This window comes from Clostridium sp. C2-6-12 (genome assembly GCF_009928485.1).
Taxonomy (GTDB): domain Bacteria; phylum Bacillota; class Clostridia; order Clostridiales; family Clostridiaceae; genus Clostridium.
Map to the genome: position 1 here is coordinate 1 of NZ_JAABNP010000041.1, position 21,245 is coordinate 21,245.

Sequence of the window (21,245 nt, forward strand, 5' to 3'; positions counted from 1 at the left end):
TAAACAATTTGGATTTACTGTTGAAAATGTTGTAGAAACAGCAGTTAAGGTAGTTGAAAATTAACAATTAAGAGTTTATGAACGAAAAACCTTGGGGCTTTTCTAAAATATACACCTATAAAAAGAGCAGATATGCTGCAATACGGAACTTTTCTTCTATAAATACATCACATGTATAATAGTTAAAAAGTTTTCGGAAAATATATTAAATAAGTTCTGATTAATATACTGTATTGATATTCGCTTCCATTAAAATATTTTTATGCACATTAATTAATCAGAACTTATACAAAAAAGATTTCAATAAATATAGCAAAATACGTAAATAAAAAATAGATTTGAGACTTTGAAAAAGTAAATTTAGCATATTGCAATAAAATAGAAGGTGAATCTTATTTTAAATGAGTTATGAAACTCAATAAATAAACTATAACAAGTAAAAAATTAGTCATGATTTAGGGTGAATAGGAGAAATGCTTATCAAAATGTTGCAAAATGTTTAAATATAAAAGGTATAAGAAAGGCAGGCTTAAGATGATTATTAAAAAGGTTACGGATAGTGATTTTAAGAAATATGGACAAGTTTTAAAAAATTATGATTGTTCTGAAATAATCGAAAAGATGAAGAGTAGTACACCACTACCAAGTGATGTAGTATATGAACCATCTATAAAAGAACTTGAAGCTTTAAAAATCGCTGAAGAATTAAGAAAAAGAGAGTTTGGAGAATTGCCTATCCAAATAGGATACTGTAATGGTAATAACTACATATTAAATGCAGTTGAATATCACCGTTCATCTGAAATAAATATAGCAGTAACAGATCTTATCTTATTAATAGGATGTCAACAAGATATTGAAGATGATTTCTCATATGATACTTCAAAAATTGAAGCGTTCTTAGTTCCAGCTGGAACAATAATAGAAGTATATGCAACAACTCTTCACTATGCACCTTGTAACGCAAATGAAGATGGCTTTAGATGTGTTGTAGTATTACCAAAGGATACTAACTTAGCTTTAGAAGAAAAGATAGAAAAGACTGGTGAAGATGCATTGTTATTTGCTAAAAATAAATGGCTTATTGGTCACAAAGATACAGATTTAGGAGAACAAGGAGCATTCATTGGTTTAGTTGGAGAGAATATTTCAATTAAATAGAAATAAACCTATATAACAATAAAGTGTGTGTAAAAAATAATTAAAAATAAGAATAAAAAATTAATAATAATTTGGAGGAATTTAAAATGAATAATATACCACAAGTAAAATTAGGAATTGTAGCAGTAAGTAGAGACTGTTTCCCAATGGAATTATCAGCTAGCAGAAGAAAGGCTGTAGTAGGAGCATTTAATGGTGAAATCTTTGAATGTCAAACAACAGTAGAAAATGAAAAAGACATGAGAAAAGCTTTAGCAGAAGTTAAAGAAGCTGGAGTAAATGCTTTAGTTGTTTATCTTGGAAACTTTGGACCTGAAACTACAGAAACTTTACTTGCTAAAGAATTTGGTGGACCTGTAATGTTTGCAGCTGCAGCTGAAGAATCAGGAGATAACTTAATTGGAGGACGTGGAGATGCATATTGTGGAATGCTTAATGCAAGCTATAATTTAGCTCTTAGAAATATCAAAGCATATATTCCTGAATATCCAGTAGGAACAGCTTCTGAAGTTGCTGAAATGATTTCTGAATTTGTACCAGTTGCTACTGCATTATTAGGATTAAAGAACTTAAAGATCATTTCTTTTGGTCCAAGACCACAAGACTTCTTAGCTTGTAATGCTCCAATAAAGCAATTATATAACTTAGGTGTTGAAATAGAAGAAAACTCAGAACTTGATTTATTTGCAGCATTTAATGCACATAAAGATGATGCAAGAATTCCAGAAGTTATAGCTAGCATGGAAAAAGAATTAGGAGAAGGAAACAAAATGCCTGGTATCCTTCCAAAGCTTGCTCAATACGAGCTTACATTATTAGATTGGATGGAAGAACATAAAGGATCAAGAGAATATATAGTATTTGCTAATAAATGTTGGCCATCATTCCAAACTCAATTTGGATTTGTTCCTTGCTATGTAAATAGTAGATTAACAGCTTTAGGAATTCCAGTATCATGTGAAGTTGATATTTATGGAGCATTAAGTGAATATATTGGAACTTGTGTAAGTAAAGATGTTGTTACATTACTTGATATCAACAATACAGTACCAGCTGATATGTATGAATCAGAAATTAAAGGTAAATTTGATTACACTTTAAAAGATACATTTATGGCATTCCACTGTGGAAATACAGCTGCTTGTAAATTAACTTGTGGAACTATGAAAAACCAAATGATAATGGCTAGAGCTTTAGAACCAAACCAAGAACCAAACATCACTAGAGGAACTCTTGAAGGTGATATCGTTCCAGGAAACATTACATTCTTTAGATTACAAAGTAATGCAGATGCAGAATTAACAGCATATGTTGCAGAAGGAGAAGTATTACCAGTTGCTACTCGTTCATTTGGAGCTATTGGAGTATTTGCTATTCCTGAAATGGGAAGATTCTATCGTCATGTATTAATTGAAGGAAGATATCCTCACCATGGAGCAGTTGCATTTGGACATTTTGGAAAGGCAATCCACAACTTATTTAGATATTTAGGTGTTGAAAAAGTTGGATTCAACCAACCAAAGGGTATGCTTTATAAGTCAGAAAATCCATTTGCTTAATATAAAAAATTAGAATCAAATAATTTTTATAAAGAAATTTTAAGTGATTCTTAAAATGAATACTTGACAAAGATAGTTTATTTAAACTATAATTACAATAAATAAAAGCAACGGAGCATTTATTAATATAAGTGCTCTGTTGCTTTTTTTATGTTTTAACTGATATATCAGCGGGATTTCAAGTGAAAGGAGAGATAAATCTGTGTCAAGATGAAAGATCCTATGCAAAAGAAATATATAAGCAAATTAAATTAGATATTTTAAATTTGAGAATAAAAGATGGAGATTTTCTTACTTTGGCTGAATTGGCTGATAAATATAATGTGAGCAAAACTCCAGTTAGAGATGCATTAGGAGCATTGGAAATTCAAGGGTATCTAAAGTCTCTGCCAAGGAAAGGTTATTTGGTAAAGCCTGTAACACAAAAGAATATAAGAGAGTCCTTTCAAATGAGAGCTATTTTTGAAAAAGCGGCTGTGAATATTGCTATTAAGTCAGCTAATGACTCTGAATTGGAAGCTATAATGGAGCTAGCTATGAAGTTTCCAAAGGATTCGGGAAACAATAAGATAGAAGAATTTAATGAATTAAATAATATCTTTCATATGTCTATAATAAAAGCAACACATAATTCTCAGCTTATTGAAATGAGTGAAGGTATTATGGAAAATCTTTCGAGAATTCTTAGACTGGATTGTAATAATATTGAATTTGCAAATGAAAAAGAAGAGCATATAAATATTGCTAAAGCACTAATTGAAAGAGATGGTAAAAAGGCAGAAGAATTAATTGTTGAACACATCTCAGATTTGCAAGTAAGGGTGTATTCTAATGAAAGAATTAGTTAAATTAAATGAAGTAAAAAGATTAAAAATATTCATTGATTATAACAAATTTAAGAATAAAAATTTGGAATAATCTAAGAATATATATATTAAGAAAAGTTTTAAACTTTAAAATAAATATTATTTTGCAGAACAAATTAAGGGTTCTGCATCTTAAACACAAATTAAGGGGGACAAATAATGAATAAAAAATCTTTAGTAGGAATTTTAATGGCATCAGTAATGTCAATAGGAATAATGGCAGGATGCGGAGCACAAAAAAATGATACAGCAAAAAGCAATGAGGGGAACAAGAAATATTTAATAGCATGTGATGCTAAATATGCACCATTTTCTTTTGAAGAAAACAATAAATATAAAGGAATTGATGTAGAAATCTTAGATGCAATAGCTAAAGAAGAAAAATTCGAGTATGAATTAAAGCCAATGGATTTTAATGGAATAATTCCAGGACTTACATCTAATCAATTAGATGGAGCTATTGCAGGTATGAGTATTACAGATGAAAGAAAGCAATCTTTAGATTTTTCAGATGGATATTTTGTTTCAGGATTATCAATGGTAGTTAATAAAAATAATGCTTCAATTAACTCAGAAGCTGATTTAAAGGGTAAAAAAGCTTCAGTAAAAAAAGGAACAGCAGGAGCTAAATTTGCAGAAGATAATCAAGCTAAATATGGTTTGGAATTAAGCTATTTTGAAGATTCTCCATCAATGTTTCAAGCTGTTGAAAATGGTAATGCAGATTTCTTGTTAGAAGACTATCCTGTTATTGCATATAAGATTAAAGTTGATCCAGGTTCAAAACTAAAAATTGCAGGAGATAAATTAACAAATGTTGATTATGGATTTGCTGTTAAAAAAGGTGAAAATGCAGACCTTATGAAGAAGTTTAATGAAGGTCTTAAAAAGATAAAAGACAATGGTCAATATGATAAGATAGTTGGGCAATATATCGCTAAATAAAGCTTAATATATGTAATAGAATTTAAGTAAATGAATTTGAAAATTTACTTATTAAATAAAAAGCTATGAGGTTAGGAAGAAAAATTCTTAAATTATAGCTTTTTGTTTTATAATTATTACATTTTATGGTTATATATTTAACGTATTTTCTCAAGAATATAAAATACAAAAAATGAAGGAAGAGTTAAGTCTTGATTCATAATTTAAAATTTGAGTTTTGTTCATAACGGAATTTTGATGTTCAGCAGAATTTACTAAATGGCATATTTAAAGGAAAAATATAAAAAAATAGAGATTCTTTAATTGAACAATGATTCTGGCGAGTTGACAGTTTTTGAATTAAACTATATAATAAGTTTCATAATGGAAGTGAAAAAATCAATGGAAAATTTATTGTAGTATAGTTGAAATTTGAACTATAAAGATGCAGTAAATTTAGATTTTGAATTAATTTAATGAATTGCAAAGGGGCAGATAGTATGAACAAAAAATCATTATTAAGTATTTTATTAACATCAGTAGTGTCTATTGGACTAATGACAGGCTGTGGAACATCAAATGGCACAAAAGCAGATGGAGGAAATAAAAAATATATAATTGCATGTGATTCAAAATTTGCACCATTTTCTTTTGAAGAAAGCGGTAAATATAAAGGAATTGACGTAGAAGTTTTAGATGCAATTGCTAAGGAAGAAAAATTTGAATATGAATTAAAGCCGATGGATTTTAATGGTATAATTCCAGGACTAACTTCTAATCAATTAGATGGAGCTATAGCAGCTATGACTATAACTGATGAAAGAAAACAATCTTTAGATTTTTCTGATGGATATTTCGAATCAGGGTTATCAGTAGTTGTTAACAAAGAGAACTCATCAATAAATGGATTAAATGATTTAAATGGGAAAAATGTATCAGTTAAAAAAGGAACAGCAGGAGCTAAATTTGCTGAAGATAATCAAAAGAAATATGGATTAAACTTAAGCTACTTTGAAGATTCTCCATCAATGTTCCAAGCGGTTGAAAATAAAAATGCTGATTTCTTAATGGAAGACTATCCAGTTATAGCTTATAAAATTAAAGTAGACAGCGGAGCTAAATTAAAAATAGTTGGTGACAAATTAGATACTGTTAATTATGGATTTGCAGTAAAGAAAGGTCAAAATGCTGACCTATTAAAGAAATTTAATGAAGGCTTAAAGAAATTAAAGGACAGTGGAAAGTATGATCAAATAGTTGGTCAATATATTGCAAAATAGTAAGGAGAATGGAAAATGGAAATCTTAGGATTGCTAAAAGATAGTTTACCAAGCCTGCTTAGCGGGCTTGGAGTAACAATAGAAATTGCAGTCATATCATTAATATTAGCTGTAATATTTGGTATTATTCTTGGAATATTCAGTATAAGTACATCTAAAATATTAAAAGGTATAGCTACATTATATATTTATATAGTTCGTGGAACCCCACTTATGGTTCAAGCTTTATTCTTGTTCTTCGGTGTTGGACAAGCACTTAATATAAGATTTGATCCTGTTGTGGCAGGTATACTTACTCTTACAGTAAATGCAACAGCTTATATGGCTGAAATATTTAGAGGTGGAATTCAAGCTGTAGATCATGGTCAAATGGAAGCTGCAAGAAGTTTAGGATTAAGCTATTCAAAAGCTATGAGAAAAGTTATTTTACCTCAAGCAGTTAAAATTATGATTCCTTCTATATTAAATCAATTTATTGTAACATTAAAGGATACATCAATTTTGACAGTTATAAGTATAAGAGAACTTACATCTGCAGGACAAATTATTATTGCTAGAAACTTTAAATCACTAGAGATGTATGCTATTGTAGCATGTATGTATTTTATAATAATTACATTATTAACTTTGGCATCTCGTTATATAGAAAGGAAAATAAGCTATGGTAATAAGCGCTAAGAATCTAAAAAAACGTTATGGACATTTAGAAGTTCTTAAAGATATATCAGTAGATGTAACTGAAGGCGAAGTTCTTTGCATTATTGGTCCTTCTGGTTCAGGTAAGAGTACATTGTTAAGATGTTTAAATGCTCTGGAAGAAATTCAAGCTGGTAGCATTACAATATTAGGACAAGAACTTGTAAATAATAAAAATATTAATAAGTTGAGAGAAGAAATAGGAATGGTATTTCAATCATTTAATTTATTTCCTCATTTAACAGTACTTCAAAATATGTTGTTGGCCCCATTAGAGTTAAAAAAGATGAATAAAGAAGAAGCTACTGAAAAAGCTCTTGCTTTATTAGATAAAGTTGGATTAAAGGATAAAAAAGATGTTTATCCCAATACACTATCAGGTGGACAAAAGCAAAGAGTTGCAATTGCAAGAGCTCTTGAGATGGAACCAAAGATACTATTGTTTGATGAACCAACTTCAGCTTTAGATCCAGAGATGGTTGGAGAAGTTCTTAAAGTTATGAAAGACTTAGCTCAAGAAGGTATGACAATGGTAGTTGTAACCCATGAAATGAACTTTGCAAGGGATGTATCTGACAGAGTAATATTCATGGATCAAGGATATATAGTAGAAGAAGGAACTCCAGAAGAAATATTTACAGCACCTAAGAGTGATAGATGTAAAGAATTTTTAGATAAAGTAATAAATAATAATTAGCTATTAAAGTCAGGTATTAGGATTAAGAAGGATTAATTCTAGTACCTGACTTTTTATTAGTTAAAATGATATTTATATTTAAGGATGTGAAAATTATAATTGTATTTCGTATTTTATAAAAATGTTAGGAATTAATAGTTGGATTTCAAACTATTTTAATATGAAAAGCTCTTAAATGTGATTAATAAGTTCCGTATTGTGGCATAGCCACTCTTTTTATGAGTGCATAGCTACTCTTTATAAGAGTGAAAAGATCCTTGTTGCAGGAAAAGTTCCGCATTGTGGCATGGACACTCTTTCTATAGGTGCATAGCTGCTTTTTTAATAGGTGAAAAGATTCGTATTGTAGCATAGCTACTCTTTTAATAGGTGCGTATTTTTTTATAAGTGAAAAGTTCTTGGTTGTGCTTCGCACTTTTCTCAAAGGGAAATAAGTTCTTGGTTGTGCTTCGCACTTTTTTTATAAGTGCATATAATAAAATGAATCAATAGATGCTTATAAGGTATTATATGAATGAACAGTGTACAAAAAGCAGTAATTTTATGAATAGAATAATGAAGGATGGAAAAATAATAGAATTTAATGATAGTTCAAAAATAGTTTTCATTAGTGATGTTCATAGAGGTAATGGAGGATATGCCGATTCTTTAAGACAAAATAGAAATATTTATAGAGCAGCACTTGGATTTTATTATGAAAATGGATATACTTTAATTGAACTGGGTGATGGGGATGAATTATGGAAAAATAAAGATTGTTTAGATATAGCATATAATTATAAAGATATATTTGCTATATTAAATAAGTTTTATGAGGAAGATAGATTATGCTTGATTTTTGGAAATCATGATATGGTTAAATCAAATCCTGAGTTTATGAGAACACAAAAAAAACTTTTTGAAGATGTAGGATATGATTTTGGGCGTGAAATGTTAAATTTATATTCTAGAGTGGTATTTTATGAAGGTGCAATACTTAGACATACTATTTTAAAAAAAGATATAATTGCTTTTCATGGGCACCAAGTCGACTTGATCAACTGCGATTTATGGAAGGAAAGCAGATTTTTAGTTAGATATATATGGCGTTTTATGGAAGGGGTGGCTGGGTTTAAGGCTCCTACAAGCCCTGCAAGCAATTATAATAAAGGAAGCAAAATAGATAAAGCACTAGAAAAACTAGCAAGGAAAGAAAGGAAAATGATTATTTGTGGACATACACATAATGATATATTTCCTCAGCCTGATGAAGGACTCTATTTTAATGATGGGTGTTGTGTATTTCCTTCAGCAATAACTTGTATTGAAATTACTAATGGAGAGATATCCTTGGTTAAATGGGACATAGAAGTAGGGCCAAACGATATCTTATTTATTAATAAAAGTATAACCGGAGGGCCAGAAAGAATAGAAAGTTATTTAGATTTTGCTAGAAAGCTTTAATTTAAATCATAAGAATATAAAGAAAGTGGTTTACACCATTAATGCAAAGAAAGGATACATGAAATGGATAAATTAAAAGGTAAAGTTGCACTTATAACAGGTGCTTCAAAAGGAATTGGTAGAGCTATAGCTATAAAGCTTGCCAGTGAAGGGGCAAGTGTAGTAATAAATTACGCTACTGATAACAAAGGGGCAGAAAAAACTCTAGAGGAAGTAAAAAAGGTAAATGGATATGGAATTATGATAAAAGGAGATATATCTTCATTTGAAAACTCCCAAATAATAGTTGAAGAAGTTCTAAAGGTTATGGGCAAGATAGATATTTTAGTTAATAACGCAGGTATAAGTCATATAGGATTATTTATGGATATAACTCCAGAAGAAATAAACAAAGTCATAAATACTAACCTTTTAGGTGCAATGTATTTAACTAATCAAGTGATTAAAGATATGATTTCAAGAAAAAGTGGCAACATTATAAATATTTCTTCTATGTGGGGGGATGTTGGAGCTTCCTGTGAAGTGTTGTATTCAGCAGCAAAGGGAGGATTAAATTCTTTTACTAAGGCTCTTGCAAAAGAAATGGCTCCTTCAAATATCAGAGTAAATGCAATTTCTCCTGGAGTAATAAATACAAAAATGAACTCATTTTTAGGTGAGGATGATAAAAAATCTTTAGAGGAGGAAATACCACTTGGAAGATTTGGAGAAGCTAGTGAAATTGGAGAAATTGCAGTGTTTTTAGCAAGTGAAGCTTCATCATATATTACTGGTCAGATTATTCGTGCTGATGGGGGATTTATTTAATTACAATTTAATGAAAATAATTTTAAGGTATGGTACTTGCAAGTTAATAACAATCCAAAAGCAAAAATATCATTTTAATTAATTTGGAACTATGAAAGATAAAAGCACTCTTCATCACAATAAATATGATGAAAAAGTGCTTTTATTAGTAAAATAGTTTCTATAAACTGTTTATTCGGGGCTCTTTGAGATAATTAATATATTATATTTCTTCTTCAGGTACTACAATTTTTTCAAGATAGAAATAAAATTCTACTCCACCTTCAATATTTTTAAAGTCAAATTCACTATTATGAAGCTTTAAAATATTTTTTACTATTGACAATCCTATACCTGTGCTATTTTTTTGAGTACGTTCTCTAGATTTATCCAGTCTATAAAATTTATCAAAAAGTTTTCCTATTTCTTCTTCTGGAATATTAACACCCATATTTTGAACTGATATTTTAAATTTATCTAATCCTTCTTCAATATTCACATTAATATCATTTCTTGGAGGTGTATATTTAATTGCATTTGTTATAAGATTAGTTAAAACCTGTTCCATTTGAAATGGATCTGCATAAACATAACTATAAGGTGTTGAAGAATTAAAATTAACATTAAATTTGTTTTCCTCAAAATCAGGAGTATGTTTTTTTAATACTTTTGTAATCAATCGGTTTATATTAAAAGCTTCTGGATTAGGTTTTGTAGTTCCTGATTCAAGTCTTGAAAGTTCAAGCATATTAGAAACTAAGACACTCATTTTTTTGGCTTCATCAATTATTGTTTCTAAATACATATGAGCATCTTCACCAGAAACAATGCCGTCCTTAAGACCCTCTGCATAGCCTTCTATTATACCAATTGGTGTTTTTAGTTCGTGGCTTACATTAGCTGTAAATTCTTTTCTCATATTATCCAGTTGTCTCTCTTTTTCAATATCATCTTCTAATTTTTTATTTTTTACTTGTAAATCAATTAAGGCAGAGTGAAGATTTTTTGATAGAAAGTTTAAAGATCTTGCAAGGCTTCCTATTTCATCTTCTCTATTTGTTTCACAAACTGCTGAAAAGTCCATGTTAGACATTTTGTTTGCAACACGTGTTAAATTTACAAGAGGCTTAGAGATTAAATTAGAATAAATTAGTGCTAATATTATTGAAATTGTTATTAATCCCCAAAATAAATATACAAAAAATTCACTCATAACTTCAGCAGCTTCCTTAATAGGTTGAATAGAAGCAACACAAAAAATAAGGCTGTCATTTTTACTATTTAAAGATAAGGGGCTAACAACCCCGATTTTTTTTAAGCCACTGCTTTTATTATCGAAAATTTTATATCTTGTATGTGAATAAGTAGTAACTTGTTCTATTAAATCTTTATCATTAATTAATTCTTCGGCAAAAGCAATGACATTATCATCATTTTCTTTATCAGGAACAACACTATCTGAACGGTATCTAAGTATTGTTCCTTCAGCTGAAGTAATTACAATTTGGGCATTGTTGTCATTTTCAAATTTTTCAAGTGCTTTAATTAAGTCAGCAGTATTATCTATATGTAGGGAATACAAATCATGAAATTTATTAACTTCTTGAACTAAGGACTTTGTTTTTTTACCTAAATAAAAATCTTCAAAAGCAAAGGCTTGTGCAAGATAAGTTATAAACATCAAACCAGCAATTAGAGATAAAGTAATAATAAATAATCTTTTTGATAAGTTTTGCTTCATTACTTAGCCTCGAATTTATAGCCACTGCCCCTAACAGTAACTATGTAAGCAGCTTTCTCTAATAACTTTTCTCTAAGCCTTTTAACGTTTGTATCTACAGTACGAATATCTCCATAGTAATCAAGTCCCCATACATTGTCCAAAATATTATCTCTAGTTAATGCAATACCTTCATTAGTAACTAAATAAATTAATAATTCATATTCCTTTGGAGACAAAACTACTTCGGTGCCATCAATTTTAACTTCATGAGAAAGCTTATTTATAGTAAGACCATTGAAATCCTGAAAACTTGAATCTAAGTCTTCTCTAGTTCTTTTTAAAAGAGCTTTAACCTTAGCAATTAAAACCTTTGGACTGAATGGTTTTGTAACATAATCATCAGCACCAAAATCATAACCTTGAAGTTTATCTTCTTCTTCCCCTTTAGCAGTAAGTAAGATAACAGGTACAGTTGAAACCTCTCTTAATTTTTCGAGCATAGTCATACCGTCCATGACAGGCATCATTATATCTAAAAGAATCAAATCAATTTTTTGTGTACTAAATATAAATAAGCCCTCTTCACCATTTGAGGCTTCTAAAACATTAAAATTTTCCTTCATTAAATAGTCTCTAAGTAGAAATCTGATTCGAAGTTCATCTTCAACAATTAAAATAGATTTTTTCATATTATGTCATCTCCCTTATCAAATAAATTAAATATATAATTAGATTTGAGGCCAATATAAAAGCCATAATTTTATTTTTATATATAGTTTTAAGTAACACTTTTAATAATATGGTTAAAGCCACATATATTCATATAATACACCATAAATAAGTCAAATTCATTACAAGTTCAGTAATAATATGTTTGAAATTCTTCAGTTGTCTTAATAAAATTATAATATCATATTATATAAGATAATATAATATACTATAATTTTCTTTTAAAAATTGTTATTATTAAACTACAAAGAATAAATTTCATAAGGTATAATAAGTATACGCAAAATATTACTATTAGGAGATTAGTGAATGATAAAACTTAATTTTGATGTGAAGAGACATACTTTAGCAAATGGGCTTGAAGTAATAACAATAAATAAAGATACGCAAATTGCAGCTATTAATATAGGAGTCAAAGTTGGAGCTTTATATGAAAACATGAAAGAGAAGGGTATAAGTCACTTTATTGAACATACCTTATTTAAAGGAACGACCTCTAGAAGTGATGAAGAGCTTAATGAACAATTAGAGGATTTAGGCGGAGAATATAATGCTTATACAGACTATGATGCAACTGTATATACAATAAGTTGTTTAATGGAAGAATTTAAAAATGCAGTTGAACTTTTAGGTGATATGATTATTAACCCAGCATTTGATGAAGAAGAAATTGAAAAAGAAAGAGGTGTAATTATATCTGAAATAAAAATGAGTAAAGATGATGTTGAGGATTTTAGCTTTAAGAATGTAAATAGAGCAGCGTTTATCAATAGCCCACTTAAATATGAAGTGACAGGCCTTGAAGAAAATGTTTCAAGATTTACAAGAGAGGAAATACTTACTTATTATACCAAGCACTATACGCCTGAAAATTCTATTATTACTATGGTATCTTCATTAAGCCATGAGGAAGCAATAAAATTAGTAGAAGAACATTTTAATAATTGGAGTGGTAATAAAGCTGAAGCTATAGAGATTATAAAAGAAAAAAATAAGGAGATAATTGAAACAAGTTATAAAAAGGATATTGAGCAAAGCACAATAGTGTATTTATATACTTTTTATGATTTAGAAAAATCCGACGAACTTCCACTTAGAATACTAAATCATAGACTTGGAGAAAGTTCGAATTCTTTACTTTTTAGAGAAATAAGAGAAAACAGAGGATTGGCATATGATATATATACTCATCTTGAAATAACCAATAATATTAAAACTCTTTATATATATACTGCAGTTGGTGAAGAAAATATTAATGAAACCATTGAAGCAATAGATGAAGTATTAAAAAATCTAGTGGAGGGAAAAATACAAATAGTTGATAAGGATTTAAATATAATGAAAAAAGTTCATAAGACAGCAGTAATATCCACTTTAGAAGATTCGGCAGAATTATGTAATTACATGCTTCACCAGGCTTTGGAAGATGAAGATATATTTGAATTTGTAAAGGACATGGACAGGTTGAACAATTTAGATACAATAAAAATAAATGAAGTTGGAAAGAAGGTTTTAAAAAGTCCAACTATTCATATATTAAAATCCAATTAGTAAATTATAATGAATTCTGAATAATTCATTATTCACAATTCATCATTAATTAAAAGTGACGAAGCCACTTTTGTACTGAGGTGAAAATAAAGAATGGCTAAAATAACAAAAATAGAAGTTCAAAAGAAGAATAAAGAACGAGTTAACTTGTTTTTAGATGGGGAATATGCATTTTCTCTTTCAATGGAATTAGTATATAAAGAAGGTCTAAAGAAAAATCAAGAAATTGACTCAAAAAAACTTGAGCTTTTAGCAGAAGAAGAAAGCATAATAAGATGCAAGAATTCTGCTTTAAAAACAATAGAAAGAAGCTACAAAACTGAAAAAGAAGTAATAGAAAAGCTTAAGGAAAAAGGATATGGAGAAAATGCAATAAATATAAGTATTGAATTTCTTAGGAAATACAATTTTATAAATGACATAAATTACACAAAATCATATATAAAAGATAAATTAAATTCTTATGGAAGTCAAAAGATAAAGTATACTTTAATTCAAAAAGGAATATCAAAGGAAATTATTGAAGACATATTGGCAGATACTGATAAAGATAATGAAAGAAATACTGCCACTAATTTAGCAAAGAAAAAATTAGATACAATAAGAAAAAAGGAAAGCGATAATTATAAAATTTCAGGAAAATTATATAGATACCTTATGTCGAGAGGATACGGATATGATATTGTAAATGAAGTTGTTAAGGAAGTCATGCACAACTAAAAAGAGTGGCTATGCCACAATACGGAACTTTCCACTTATAAAAAGAGCAGCTATGCTACAAATCCGAACTTTTCTACAATACAAAACTCTCTTGCAGATAAGTAGAAGAATGTTAAAAATATTTAATCAATTACAAAAAAATAATAAATTTGGTATAATAAAATGTAAAGTATGGGTGAGATTTTATGAGGGAGAGGAATTTATTATTAGTAATTTCTGCTGGATTTATGACTGGATGCATTCAAATAAGTATAGTTATTGGACTATTAGTGGTTCCAAAGTTAATGTTTAATTTTTCAATAGATAATTATTTTCTAAATAATGAAATAAAGCAAGAAGCTACAGCTGTATATGATGGGAAATATCAAAATACAGAGAATAACATTTTTCTGAAAAATCAGGAGTCTGAAAATAATACTTCAAAGGAAGTCATTATCTATAATGGGATCACAATAGATCAAGGAATTAAATCTAATGAAAACATTGATAATAAAGCAATTCGATTAACTAAAAATGCCAAGAGTGATAGAGAAAAGGCTAAAATATTATACACTTGGATTGGAAGTAATATAAAGTATGATAAAGATAAGGCTAAAGCTGTTATCAATGGAAAAGATGCGTTAGATATGCCTGAAAGCGGAGCTATACCTGCCTTTGAGAATAAATCGGGAATATGTTTTGATAAAGCTTGCCTTTATGTGGCTATGTCACGAGCTATAGGTCTAAAGGTAAGGCTAATAGGCGGACAGATATTAGAGGATAATGGGCAATATACAGGACATGCATGGAATCAAGTATATATAAATGAAGAACATAAATGGATAAATGTTGATACAACTTTTTATGAGGGTGGAAATTATTACTTTGATTCGGAATTTTTTGATGATCATAAGGTTGAGGATATTGCAGGAGAATGGTAAAATCAATTAACAGTTAACAATTTAGTAAGAAATCTCACAAAGAGATTTCTTACAATGTTTTATATAATAGGAAGCTATTATTGAGGGTTCGCAGATTTACTTTAATAAAAATAATGAAGTTTAAGTAGAGTGATGAATAAATTATTGCCATTGAAATTAATTTGCTTTTTTGGGGAGTTTTGTAATAATTAGATTTATAGCTTTCTCACAGTCTGTATCGCTTGGATCGATTGACCATGCAAGATTAAAAAGTCGCAAAGCAGTATCAAAGCATTCTTTCATAACATAACAATAACCAAGATTAAAAAAATATTTACTTTCATGTTTAATGGAAATAGCTTTATTAAGCATAATTATTGCATCATCAAAATTTTTAAGCTTAATGTAGCAGACACCACAATTATAATAACAGCAAGCTTCATTTAGAGCTTGAGATGCAGATTTTTTATAGCATTCTATAGCTTTTTTGTAGTCCTGCATATTGTAAAATTTATTTCCTTCATTAAAGAAATTCATAGGAGCCCTCCAAAAAATAAATTGTAAATTATATCTAAAATACCTTATAATTATAGACAGCAAAATAAAATACTATACATACGGAATTATTTATTTGTAATATTTATTGGCAAAATTATAGTAATTTTGAAAAAACAAAGTAGGTGATTATAGAAAGATGATGAATTATAAAATTGGATTAGACATAGGATCAACAACAGTGAAATTAGTGGTTCTTGGAAATGAGAACAACTTAATATATAGCAAATATCAAAGGCACTTTTCGGATATAAGAAGCACTATTATAGACTTAATTAAAGAGTGTTATGAAAAACTTGGGGATATTGACTGCAAAATTAATATAACTGGTTCTGGAGGCTTATCTGTATCTAAATGGTTAAATCTTGGCTTTGTTCAAGAAGTAATTGCATGCTCCAAGACAGTTGAAACATTAATTCCACAAACAGATGTAGTAATAGAACTTGGTGGAGAAGATGCTAAAATTACATATTTTAAAGGTGGAATAGAACAAAGAATGAATGGAAGCTGTGCTGGAGGTACAGGAGCATTCATAGACCAAATGGCAGTATTACTTAATACAGATGCATTAGGACTTAACGAATATGCTAAGGAACATAAAGTGATATATCCTATAGCTTCAAGATGTGGTGTTTTTGCTAAAACAGATGTACAGCCTTTGATTAATGAAGGGGCAGAAAAGAGTGATATAGCAGCTTCGATTTTCCAAGCTGTAGTAAATCAAACTATAGGTGGACTTGCGTGTGGTAAACCCATAAAAGGTAATGTAGCATTCCTTGGTGGACCATTATTCTTTTTATCAGAGCTTAGACAAAGATTTATAGAAACTCTTAATTTAACTGGTAAGCAAATAATTGCACCTGAAAATTCTCAACTATTTGTTGCTATGGGTGCAGCGCTATTATCAAAAAAAGAAAAAGTAACAACTCTTAAAAAAATAGTGGACAAGATTTCTGATATTTCAAATATAAAAGAAGATACTGAACCTAGACTTGAACCGTTATTTAAGGATGAAGAAGATTATAAGAAATTTAAAGATAGACATAGTAAAAATGTATTAAAAAGGGCAGATATAAATAGTTATAAGGGAAAAGCTTATTTAGGAATAGATGCAGGATCAACAACTACAAAAGTTGCATTAATAAGTGAAAATTCTGAGCTTTTATATTCTTATTATGGAAGCAATGAAGGAAATCCTTTGAATAAAGTTGTAGATATAATGAAGGATTTATATGATAAATTACCTGAAACAGTAGAAATAGTAAATTCTGCTGTTACAGGTTATGGTGAAGCATTAATCAAATCTGCTTTACATATAGACATTGGTGAAATAGAAACTATTGCTCATTATAAAGCGGCTGATTATTTTTTACCTGGCGTCGACTTTATTTTAGATATTGGTGGACAAGACATGAAATGTCTAAAAATAAAAAATGGAGCAATAGATAGTATTTTATTAAACGAAGCATGTTCCTCAGGCTGTGGTTCATTTATTGAAAGTTTTGCTAAATCCTTAGATATGAAAATTGAAGATTTTGCAAAAGAAGCTTTATTTTCAAAAGCACCAGTTGATCTTGGCTCTAGATGTACTGTGTTTATGAATTCAAGAGTTAAGCAATCCCAAAAGGAGGGCGCAGAAATATCTGATATATCTGCAGGACTTTCGTATTCTGTTATAAAAAATGCTTTATTTAAAGTTATAAAATTAAGAGATGAAAAAGATATTGGGGAAAAAGTAATAGTACAAGGTGGAACTTTTTATAATGAAGCTGTACTTAGAAGTTTTGAACTTATTTCTGGCAGAGAAGCTGTTAGACCTGATATATCTGGATTAATGGGGGCTTTTGGATGTGCAATCATTGCTAAAGAAAGATGTTTAGAAGATGAAAAATCTACTTTACTTCCAAGACATAGAATAGATGAATTTAATATGACAGCATCCTTTAGACGTTGTGGCAAATGCGGAAACAACTGTCTTTTAACTATAAACAAATTTTCAACTGAAGAAGAATTTATTTCAGGAAATAGATGTGAAAGAGGGCTTGGAATAGAAAAGCCTAAGGAGGATAAGCTTCCTAACTTATTTGAATATAAATACAAGAGGACTTTCGGTTATAAGCCATTAAATAAGGATGAAGCTAGAAGAGGTGTAATAGGAATTCCAAGAGTTCTTAACATGTATGAAAATTATCCATTTTGGTTTACTTTATTAACAAGCTTAGGTTTTAGCGTTAAAATTTCTAAACCTTCAAGCAAAAAAATATATGAACTTGGAATAGAAACAATTCCATCAGAATCAGCTTGTTATCCAGCAAAACTTGCACATGGACACATAATGGATTTAATTAATAGTGGAGTTAAGAATATTTTCTATCCTTGTGTGTCTTATGAAAAAACAGAATTTGCAGATGCGCAAAATAATTATAATTGTCCAATGGTTACTTCTTATCCAGAAGCAATTAAAAACAACATGGATGAGTTAAAAATAAATAATATTAATTTCATGGAACCATTTTTATCTTTGGATAATGATAAAGAACTTGCTAAAAGAATAGTAGATGAATTTAAGCTGTTTAATGTAACAGCAGAAGAAGCAAGAGTAGCAGTAGAAAAAGCAAGTATAGAGAGAGAAGCTTTTAAAAGAGATATTCAAAAAAAAGGTGAAGAAGTTTTAGATTATTTAAGAAAGAACAATAAGAAAGGAATTGTACTTGCTGGACGTCCTTATCATGTAGATCCTGAAATTAATCATGGTATTCCTGATATTATTAGTTCTTTTGATATGGCTGTTTTAACAGAAGACAGCGTATCTCATTTGGGAGTATTGAAAAATAAGTTAAGAGTTGTAGATCAATGGATGTATCATTCAAGATTATACAGAGCAGCAGCTTTAGTTGCAGAAGAGCCTTGCATTGATATGATTCAATTAAATTCTTTTGGATGTGGACTAGATGCAGTTACTACCGATCAAGTATCAGAAATAATTTCATCAAAAGGTAAGATATACACAGTTCTTAAAATTGATGAAGGTAATAATTTAGGCGCTGCTAAAATAAGAATAAGATCTTTAAAAGCTGCCATGGATGAAAGAGAAAGAAAGAATTATAAACCTGTAGAAGAGCCAATTGTATATAAAAATCCAATATTTACACCAGAAATGAGAAAGAAACATACTATTTTATGTCCTCAAATGTCTCCAATTCATTTTGATTTAATAGAAACAGCAGTAAGAGAAGCAGGATATAATGTAGAAGTGCTTCCATCAATGGATATGAAGGCAGTTGATGAAGGATTAAAATATGTTAACAATGATGCTTGCTATCCTTCAATTATTGTAATTGGTCAAATGATTGAAGCATTAAAATCAGGAAAATATGATGTTAATAATACTTCAGTTATTATATCTCAGACAGGTGGAGGATGTAGAGCTACTAACTATATAGGCTTCTTAAAGATGGCATTAAAACATGCAGGCTTTGAACAAGTTCCTGTAATCTCATTAAATGCTGTTGGGCTAGAAGAACAGCCAGGCTTTAAAGTTACTCCTAAATTGCTTCATAGAGCAATTATGGCAATGGTTTATGGAGACTTATTTATGAGAGTTCTATATAGGACAAGACCATATGAAAAAGTAAAAGGGTCAGCAAATGAACTTCATAAAAAATGGAATGAAATAGCTAGACAAAACCTAATGAATGGAAGTAAAAGAGAATTTAACAGAAATATAAAAAATATAGTTGAAGAATTTGATAAGCTTCCACTATTAAATATTAGAAAGCCTAAAGTAGGAGTTGTAGGGGAAATATTAGTTAAATTCCATCCAACAGCTAATAATGATATTGTTGGAATTTTAGAAAATGAAGGTGCAGAAGCAGTAGTTCCAGATCTTTTGGATTTCTTCTTCTATTCAGCTTTAGATGCAGATTTTAAAGCAAAATTTCTTGCAGGAAGCAAAATGTCACAACATTTATGTAATTTAGCTATTATGTATATGGAGACTTATAGAAAAACTATGAAGAAGTGTTTGGAAAATAGTGATAGATTCTATGGACCTAAGCATATTAGAGAACTTGCAAATATGGCATCTCCAATTCTGTCGTTAGGAAATCAAACTGGTGAAGGCTGGTTTTTGACAGCTGAGATGATTGAGCTTATTGAAAGTGGTGCAACTAATATAGCATGTTTACAACCTTTTGCATGTTTACCTAACCATGTTACAGGAAAAGGTATGATTAAGGCTCTAAAAGAAAAATATCCAGAATCAAATATTGTAGCTATAGATTACGATCCAGGTGCATCGAATGTAAATCAATTAAATAGAATTAAGCTAATGTTATCTGTGGCCTTTAAGAACTTGGAAGAAAAACCTACTCCTACAAGTCACAAAAAACATCAGGAAAGTACAGGAAATCAGCATTTTCAAAATGAAGTCAGTTTAACACTAGAAGATAATGTTTAAAAATTAAAACAATTTAATATAGCTCCATCTTCTTTAGATGGGGCTATATTAATGCTTAATATTATAACCTATGAAAGATGGATAAACTAATAATAATCATTCACTATTCATTTTAAATCTAATTATCAAAAATGGAGGTAATTAATGCGAAATAAAAATATTACAAGGGTTGAAAGAAATAAGAAACCTAAAATATTAGTATTTTTTTTGGAATTAATATATATAGGTATTTTTTTAGCTATAACAACCCCTCTCGTTTTATGGTATGGACCATATGACAATACTCGAAAGGTAATTATATCGACAATATTAGGAACAAGACATGCTTATTTAATTACTGATTACATATCACAGGATACTTTAAATAAAATATTAGGAGTTAGCAATCAAGTAGTCAAAGAAGAACCTAAGGAACAAGTAGTTGAAGAAGCAACTGATTTAAATAAAATAAATGTAAAGTATACCAGTGGAAATGACATAAGCAGGTATGATATTCATACTGATAGATATAATGGATATGTACTAGAAATAAAGAATCCTTTAGGCGTAAAGGTTGCTATGACTAAGTATGTAGGAAGAATGGGCCAAAAGACAAGTGAAATGGCTGAAGACCATAATGCAATAGCTGCAATAAATGGAGGTTCTTTTGTGGATCAGTCTTCTGATGGAACACTTTATGCGGGGACAGGAGCAGAGCCGGGAGGCTTTGTAATATCAGGAGGGCAAGTAATATATCCTAAAAATAATGTAAAAAAGAAAAATATTGAAAATGTTATTGCTTTTACTAAAAAAGGTCAGCTTATTGTTGGTGATCACACTCTTGAGGAATTGCAAAAACTAGAAGTTCAAGAAGCTATGTGCTTTAGAAGACCTAATATTATTATAAATGGAAGACCACAAGTAAAAGACAAAATGGCTGATGGGCTTAATCCAAGAACTGCAGTTGGTCAAAAAGAAGATGGGACAGTAATATTCTTAGTTATTGATGGAAGAAAAATAACATCTCCAGGAGCAAGTATATATGATGTTCAGCAGATAATGCTTGAAAGAGGAGCTGTTAATGCAGGCGCATTAGATGGAGGATATTCATCAACTATGTATTATAAAGGAGAAGTAATAAATTCTCCAAATGCATGGGATGGTGAAAGGTCTGTTGCTACGGCTTTTTATGTTGAATAATTGTTTTCAGGAGAGGAT

Annotated in this window: 17 protein-coding genes; 14 read left to right on the forward strand and 3 right to left on the reverse strand. The window is 29.5% G+C overall.

From position 1 onward, the window contains the following. Window positions 1-534: 534 nt before the first annotated feature. The 9 genes from GXK56_RS23615 (at window position 535) to GXK56_RS23655 (ending at window position 9,433) form a co-directional block, all read left to right on the forward strand. On the forward strand, window positions 535-1,161 hold the full coding sequence (locus GXK56_RS23615) for a DUF4867 family protein (RefSeq protein ID WP_160692081.1): 627 nt from the start codon (window positions 535-537) through the stop codon (window positions 1,159-1,161). A gap of 86 nt (window positions 1,162-1,247) precedes the next feature. Beyond that, window positions 1,248-2,720 (forward strand): L-fucose/L-arabinose isomerase family protein, encoded by a 1,473-nt coding sequence (locus GXK56_RS23620; protein ID WP_160692083.1) that lies wholly within the window; start codon window positions 1,248-1,250, stop codon window positions 2,718-2,720. A 182-nt stretch (window positions 2,721-2,902) separates the two neighbouring features. After that, window positions 2,903-3,568, forward strand: a complete 666-nt coding sequence (locus GXK56_RS23625) for a GntR family transcriptional regulator (protein WP_160692085.1) — start codon at window positions 2,903-2,905, stop codon at window positions 3,566-3,568. A gap of 177 nt (window positions 3,569-3,745) precedes the next feature. Next, on the forward strand, window positions 3,746-4,531 hold the full coding sequence (locus GXK56_RS23630; protein ID WP_160692087.1) for a transporter substrate-binding domain-containing protein: 786 nt from the start codon (window positions 3,746-3,748) through the stop codon (window positions 4,529-4,531). A 479-nt stretch (window positions 4,532-5,010) separates the two neighbouring features. Then, window positions 5,011-5,790 carry a transporter substrate-binding domain-containing protein gene (locus tag GXK56_RS23635; protein ID WP_160692089.1) on the forward strand — a complete coding sequence of 260 codons (780 nt, stop codon included), beginning with the start codon at window positions 5,011-5,013 and terminating at the stop codon, window positions 5,788-5,790. A 15-nt stretch (window positions 5,791-5,805) separates the two neighbouring features. Next, entirely contained in the window at window positions 5,806-6,468 is a 663-nt protein-coding gene (locus GXK56_RS23640; RefSeq protein WP_160692091.1) for an amino acid ABC transporter permease, read from the forward strand. Next, on the forward strand, window positions 6,452-7,183 hold the full coding sequence (locus GXK56_RS23645) for an amino acid ABC transporter ATP-binding protein (RefSeq protein WP_160692093.1): 732 nt from the start codon (window positions 6,452-6,454) through the stop codon (window positions 7,181-7,183). The genes GXK56_RS23640 and GXK56_RS23645 overlap by 17 nt, the downstream gene beginning before the upstream one ends. 510 nt (window positions 7,184-7,693) lie before the next feature. Next, window positions 7,694-8,626, forward strand: coding sequence for a metallophosphoesterase (locus GXK56_RS23650; RefSeq protein ID WP_160692095.1), 933 nt, complete (start codon window positions 7,694-7,696; stop codon window positions 8,624-8,626). A gap of 63 nt (window positions 8,627-8,689) precedes the next feature. Further along, entirely contained in the window at window positions 8,690-9,433 is a 744-nt protein-coding gene (locus GXK56_RS23655; RefSeq protein ID WP_160692097.1) for an SDR family oxidoreductase, read from the forward strand. 202 nt (window positions 9,434-9,635) lie between these two features. On the opposite strand, the gene GXK56_RS23660 is transcribed toward GXK56_RS23655, so the two are convergent. Together GXK56_RS23660 and GXK56_RS23665 are read right to left on the reverse strand one after the other, a co-directional pair. Next, window positions 9,636-11,153: a HAMP domain-containing sensor histidine kinase gene (locus tag GXK56_RS23660; protein WP_160692099.1), complete on the reverse strand. Its 1,518-nt coding sequence runs from the start codon at window positions 11,151-11,153 to the stop codon at window positions 9,636-9,638. After that, window positions 11,153-11,824, reverse strand: coding sequence for a response regulator transcription factor (locus tag GXK56_RS23665; protein ID WP_160692101.1), 672 nt, complete (start codon window positions 11,822-11,824; stop codon window positions 11,153-11,155). Before GXK56_RS23665 ends, GXK56_RS23660 begins: the two co-directional genes overlap by 1 nt. 349 nt (window positions 11,825-12,173) lie before the next feature. Here GXK56_RS23665 and GXK56_RS23670 point away from each other — a divergent pair, with 349 nt between their 5' ends. From GXK56_RS23670 to GXK56_RS23680, 3 genes are all read left to right on the forward strand, one after another. After that, window positions 12,174-13,415 (forward strand): pitrilysin family protein, encoded by a 1,242-nt coding sequence (locus GXK56_RS23670; protein WP_160692103.1) that lies wholly within the window; start codon window positions 12,174-12,176, stop codon window positions 13,413-13,415. A gap of 93 nt (window positions 13,416-13,508) precedes the next feature. Next, window positions 13,509-14,135 (forward strand): recombination regulator RecX, encoded by a 627-nt coding sequence (gene recX, locus GXK56_RS23675; protein ID WP_160692105.1) that lies wholly within the window; start codon window positions 13,509-13,511, stop codon window positions 14,133-14,135. Window positions 14,136-14,320: 185 nt separating this feature from the next. Then, window positions 14,321-15,055: a transglutaminase-like domain-containing protein gene (locus GXK56_RS23680; RefSeq protein WP_160692107.1), complete on the forward strand. Its 735-nt coding sequence runs from the start codon at window positions 14,321-14,323 to the stop codon at window positions 15,053-15,055. Between the two features lie 156 nt (window positions 15,056-15,211). Here the strand turns inward: GXK56_RS23680 and GXK56_RS23685 are convergent, their stop codons facing one another. Next, entirely contained in the window at window positions 15,212-15,571 is a 360-nt protein-coding gene (locus GXK56_RS23685) for a tetratricopeptide repeat protein (RefSeq protein ID WP_160692109.1), read from the reverse strand. A 157-nt stretch (window positions 15,572-15,728) separates the two neighbouring features. Here GXK56_RS23685 and GXK56_RS23690 point away from each other — a divergent pair, with 157 nt between their 5' ends. Both GXK56_RS23690 and GXK56_RS23695 read left to right on the forward strand, forming a co-directional pair. After that, complete coding sequence (locus tag GXK56_RS23690; RefSeq protein ID WP_160692111.1) at window positions 15,729-20,048, forward strand: 2-hydroxyacyl-CoA dehydratase; 4,320 nt, start codon at window positions 15,729-15,731, stop codon at window positions 20,046-20,048. A 144-nt stretch (window positions 20,049-20,192) separates the two neighbouring features. Further along, the gene (locus GXK56_RS23695; protein ID WP_160692113.1) at window positions 20,193-21,227 is read left to right on the forward strand and encodes a phosphodiester glycosidase family protein; all 1,035 of its coding nucleotides are present in this window, start codon (window positions 20,193-20,195) and stop codon (window positions 21,225-21,227) included. Window positions 21,228-21,245: the final 18 nt, after the last annotated feature.

Coding starts and splice junctions, on each gene's coding strand:
- GXK56_RS23615 (WP_160692081.1), top strand. CDS start 535: ATGATTATTAAAAAGGTTACGGATAGTGATTTTAAGAAATATGGACAA.
- GXK56_RS23620 (WP_160692083.1), top strand. CDS start 1,248: ATGAATAATATACCACAAGTAAAATTAGGAATTGTAGCAGTAAGTAGA.
- GXK56_RS23630 (WP_160692087.1), top strand. CDS start 3,746: ATGAATAAAAAATCTTTAGTAGGAATTTTAATGGCATCAGTAATGTCA.
- GXK56_RS23635 (WP_160692089.1), top strand. CDS start 5,011: ATGAACAAAAAATCATTATTAAGTATTTTATTAACATCAGTAGTGTCT.
- GXK56_RS23640 (WP_160692091.1), top strand. CDS start 5,806: ATGGAAATCTTAGGATTGCTAAAAGATAGTTTACCAAGCCTGCTTAGC.
- GXK56_RS23645 (WP_160692093.1), top strand. CDS start 6,452: ATGGTAATAAGCGCTAAGAATCTAAAAAAACGTTATGGACATTTAGAA.
- GXK56_RS23650 (WP_160692095.1), top strand. CDS start 7,694: ATGAATGAACAGTGTACAAAAAGCAGTAATTTTATGAATAGAATAATG.
- GXK56_RS23655 (WP_160692097.1), top strand. CDS start 8,690: ATGGATAAATTAAAAGGTAAAGTTGCACTTATAACAGGTGCTTCAAAA.
- GXK56_RS23660 (WP_160692099.1), bottom strand. CDS start 11,153: ATGAAGCAAAACTTATCAAAAAGATTATTTATTATTACTTTATCTCTA.
- GXK56_RS23665 (WP_160692101.1), bottom strand. CDS start 11,824: ATGAAAAAATCTATTTTAATTGTTGAAGATGAACTTCGAATCAGATTT.
- GXK56_RS23670 (WP_160692103.1), top strand. CDS start 12,174: ATGATAAAACTTAATTTTGATGTGAAGAGACATACTTTAGCAAATGGG.
- recX (WP_160692105.1), top strand. CDS start 13,509: ATGGCTAAAATAACAAAAATAGAAGTTCAAAAGAAGAATAAAGAACGA.
- GXK56_RS23680 (WP_160692107.1), top strand. CDS start 14,321: ATGAGGGAGAGGAATTTATTATTAGTAATTTCTGCTGGATTTATGACT.
- GXK56_RS23685 (WP_160692109.1), bottom strand. CDS start 15,571: ATGAATTTCTTTAATGAAGGAAATAAATTTTACAATATGCAGGACTAC.
- GXK56_RS23690 (WP_160692111.1), top strand. CDS start 15,729: ATGATGAATTATAAAATTGGATTAGACATAGGATCAACAACAGTGAAA.
- GXK56_RS23695 (WP_160692113.1), top strand. CDS start 20,193: ATGCGAAATAAAAATATTACAAGGGTTGAAAGAAATAAGAAACCTAAA.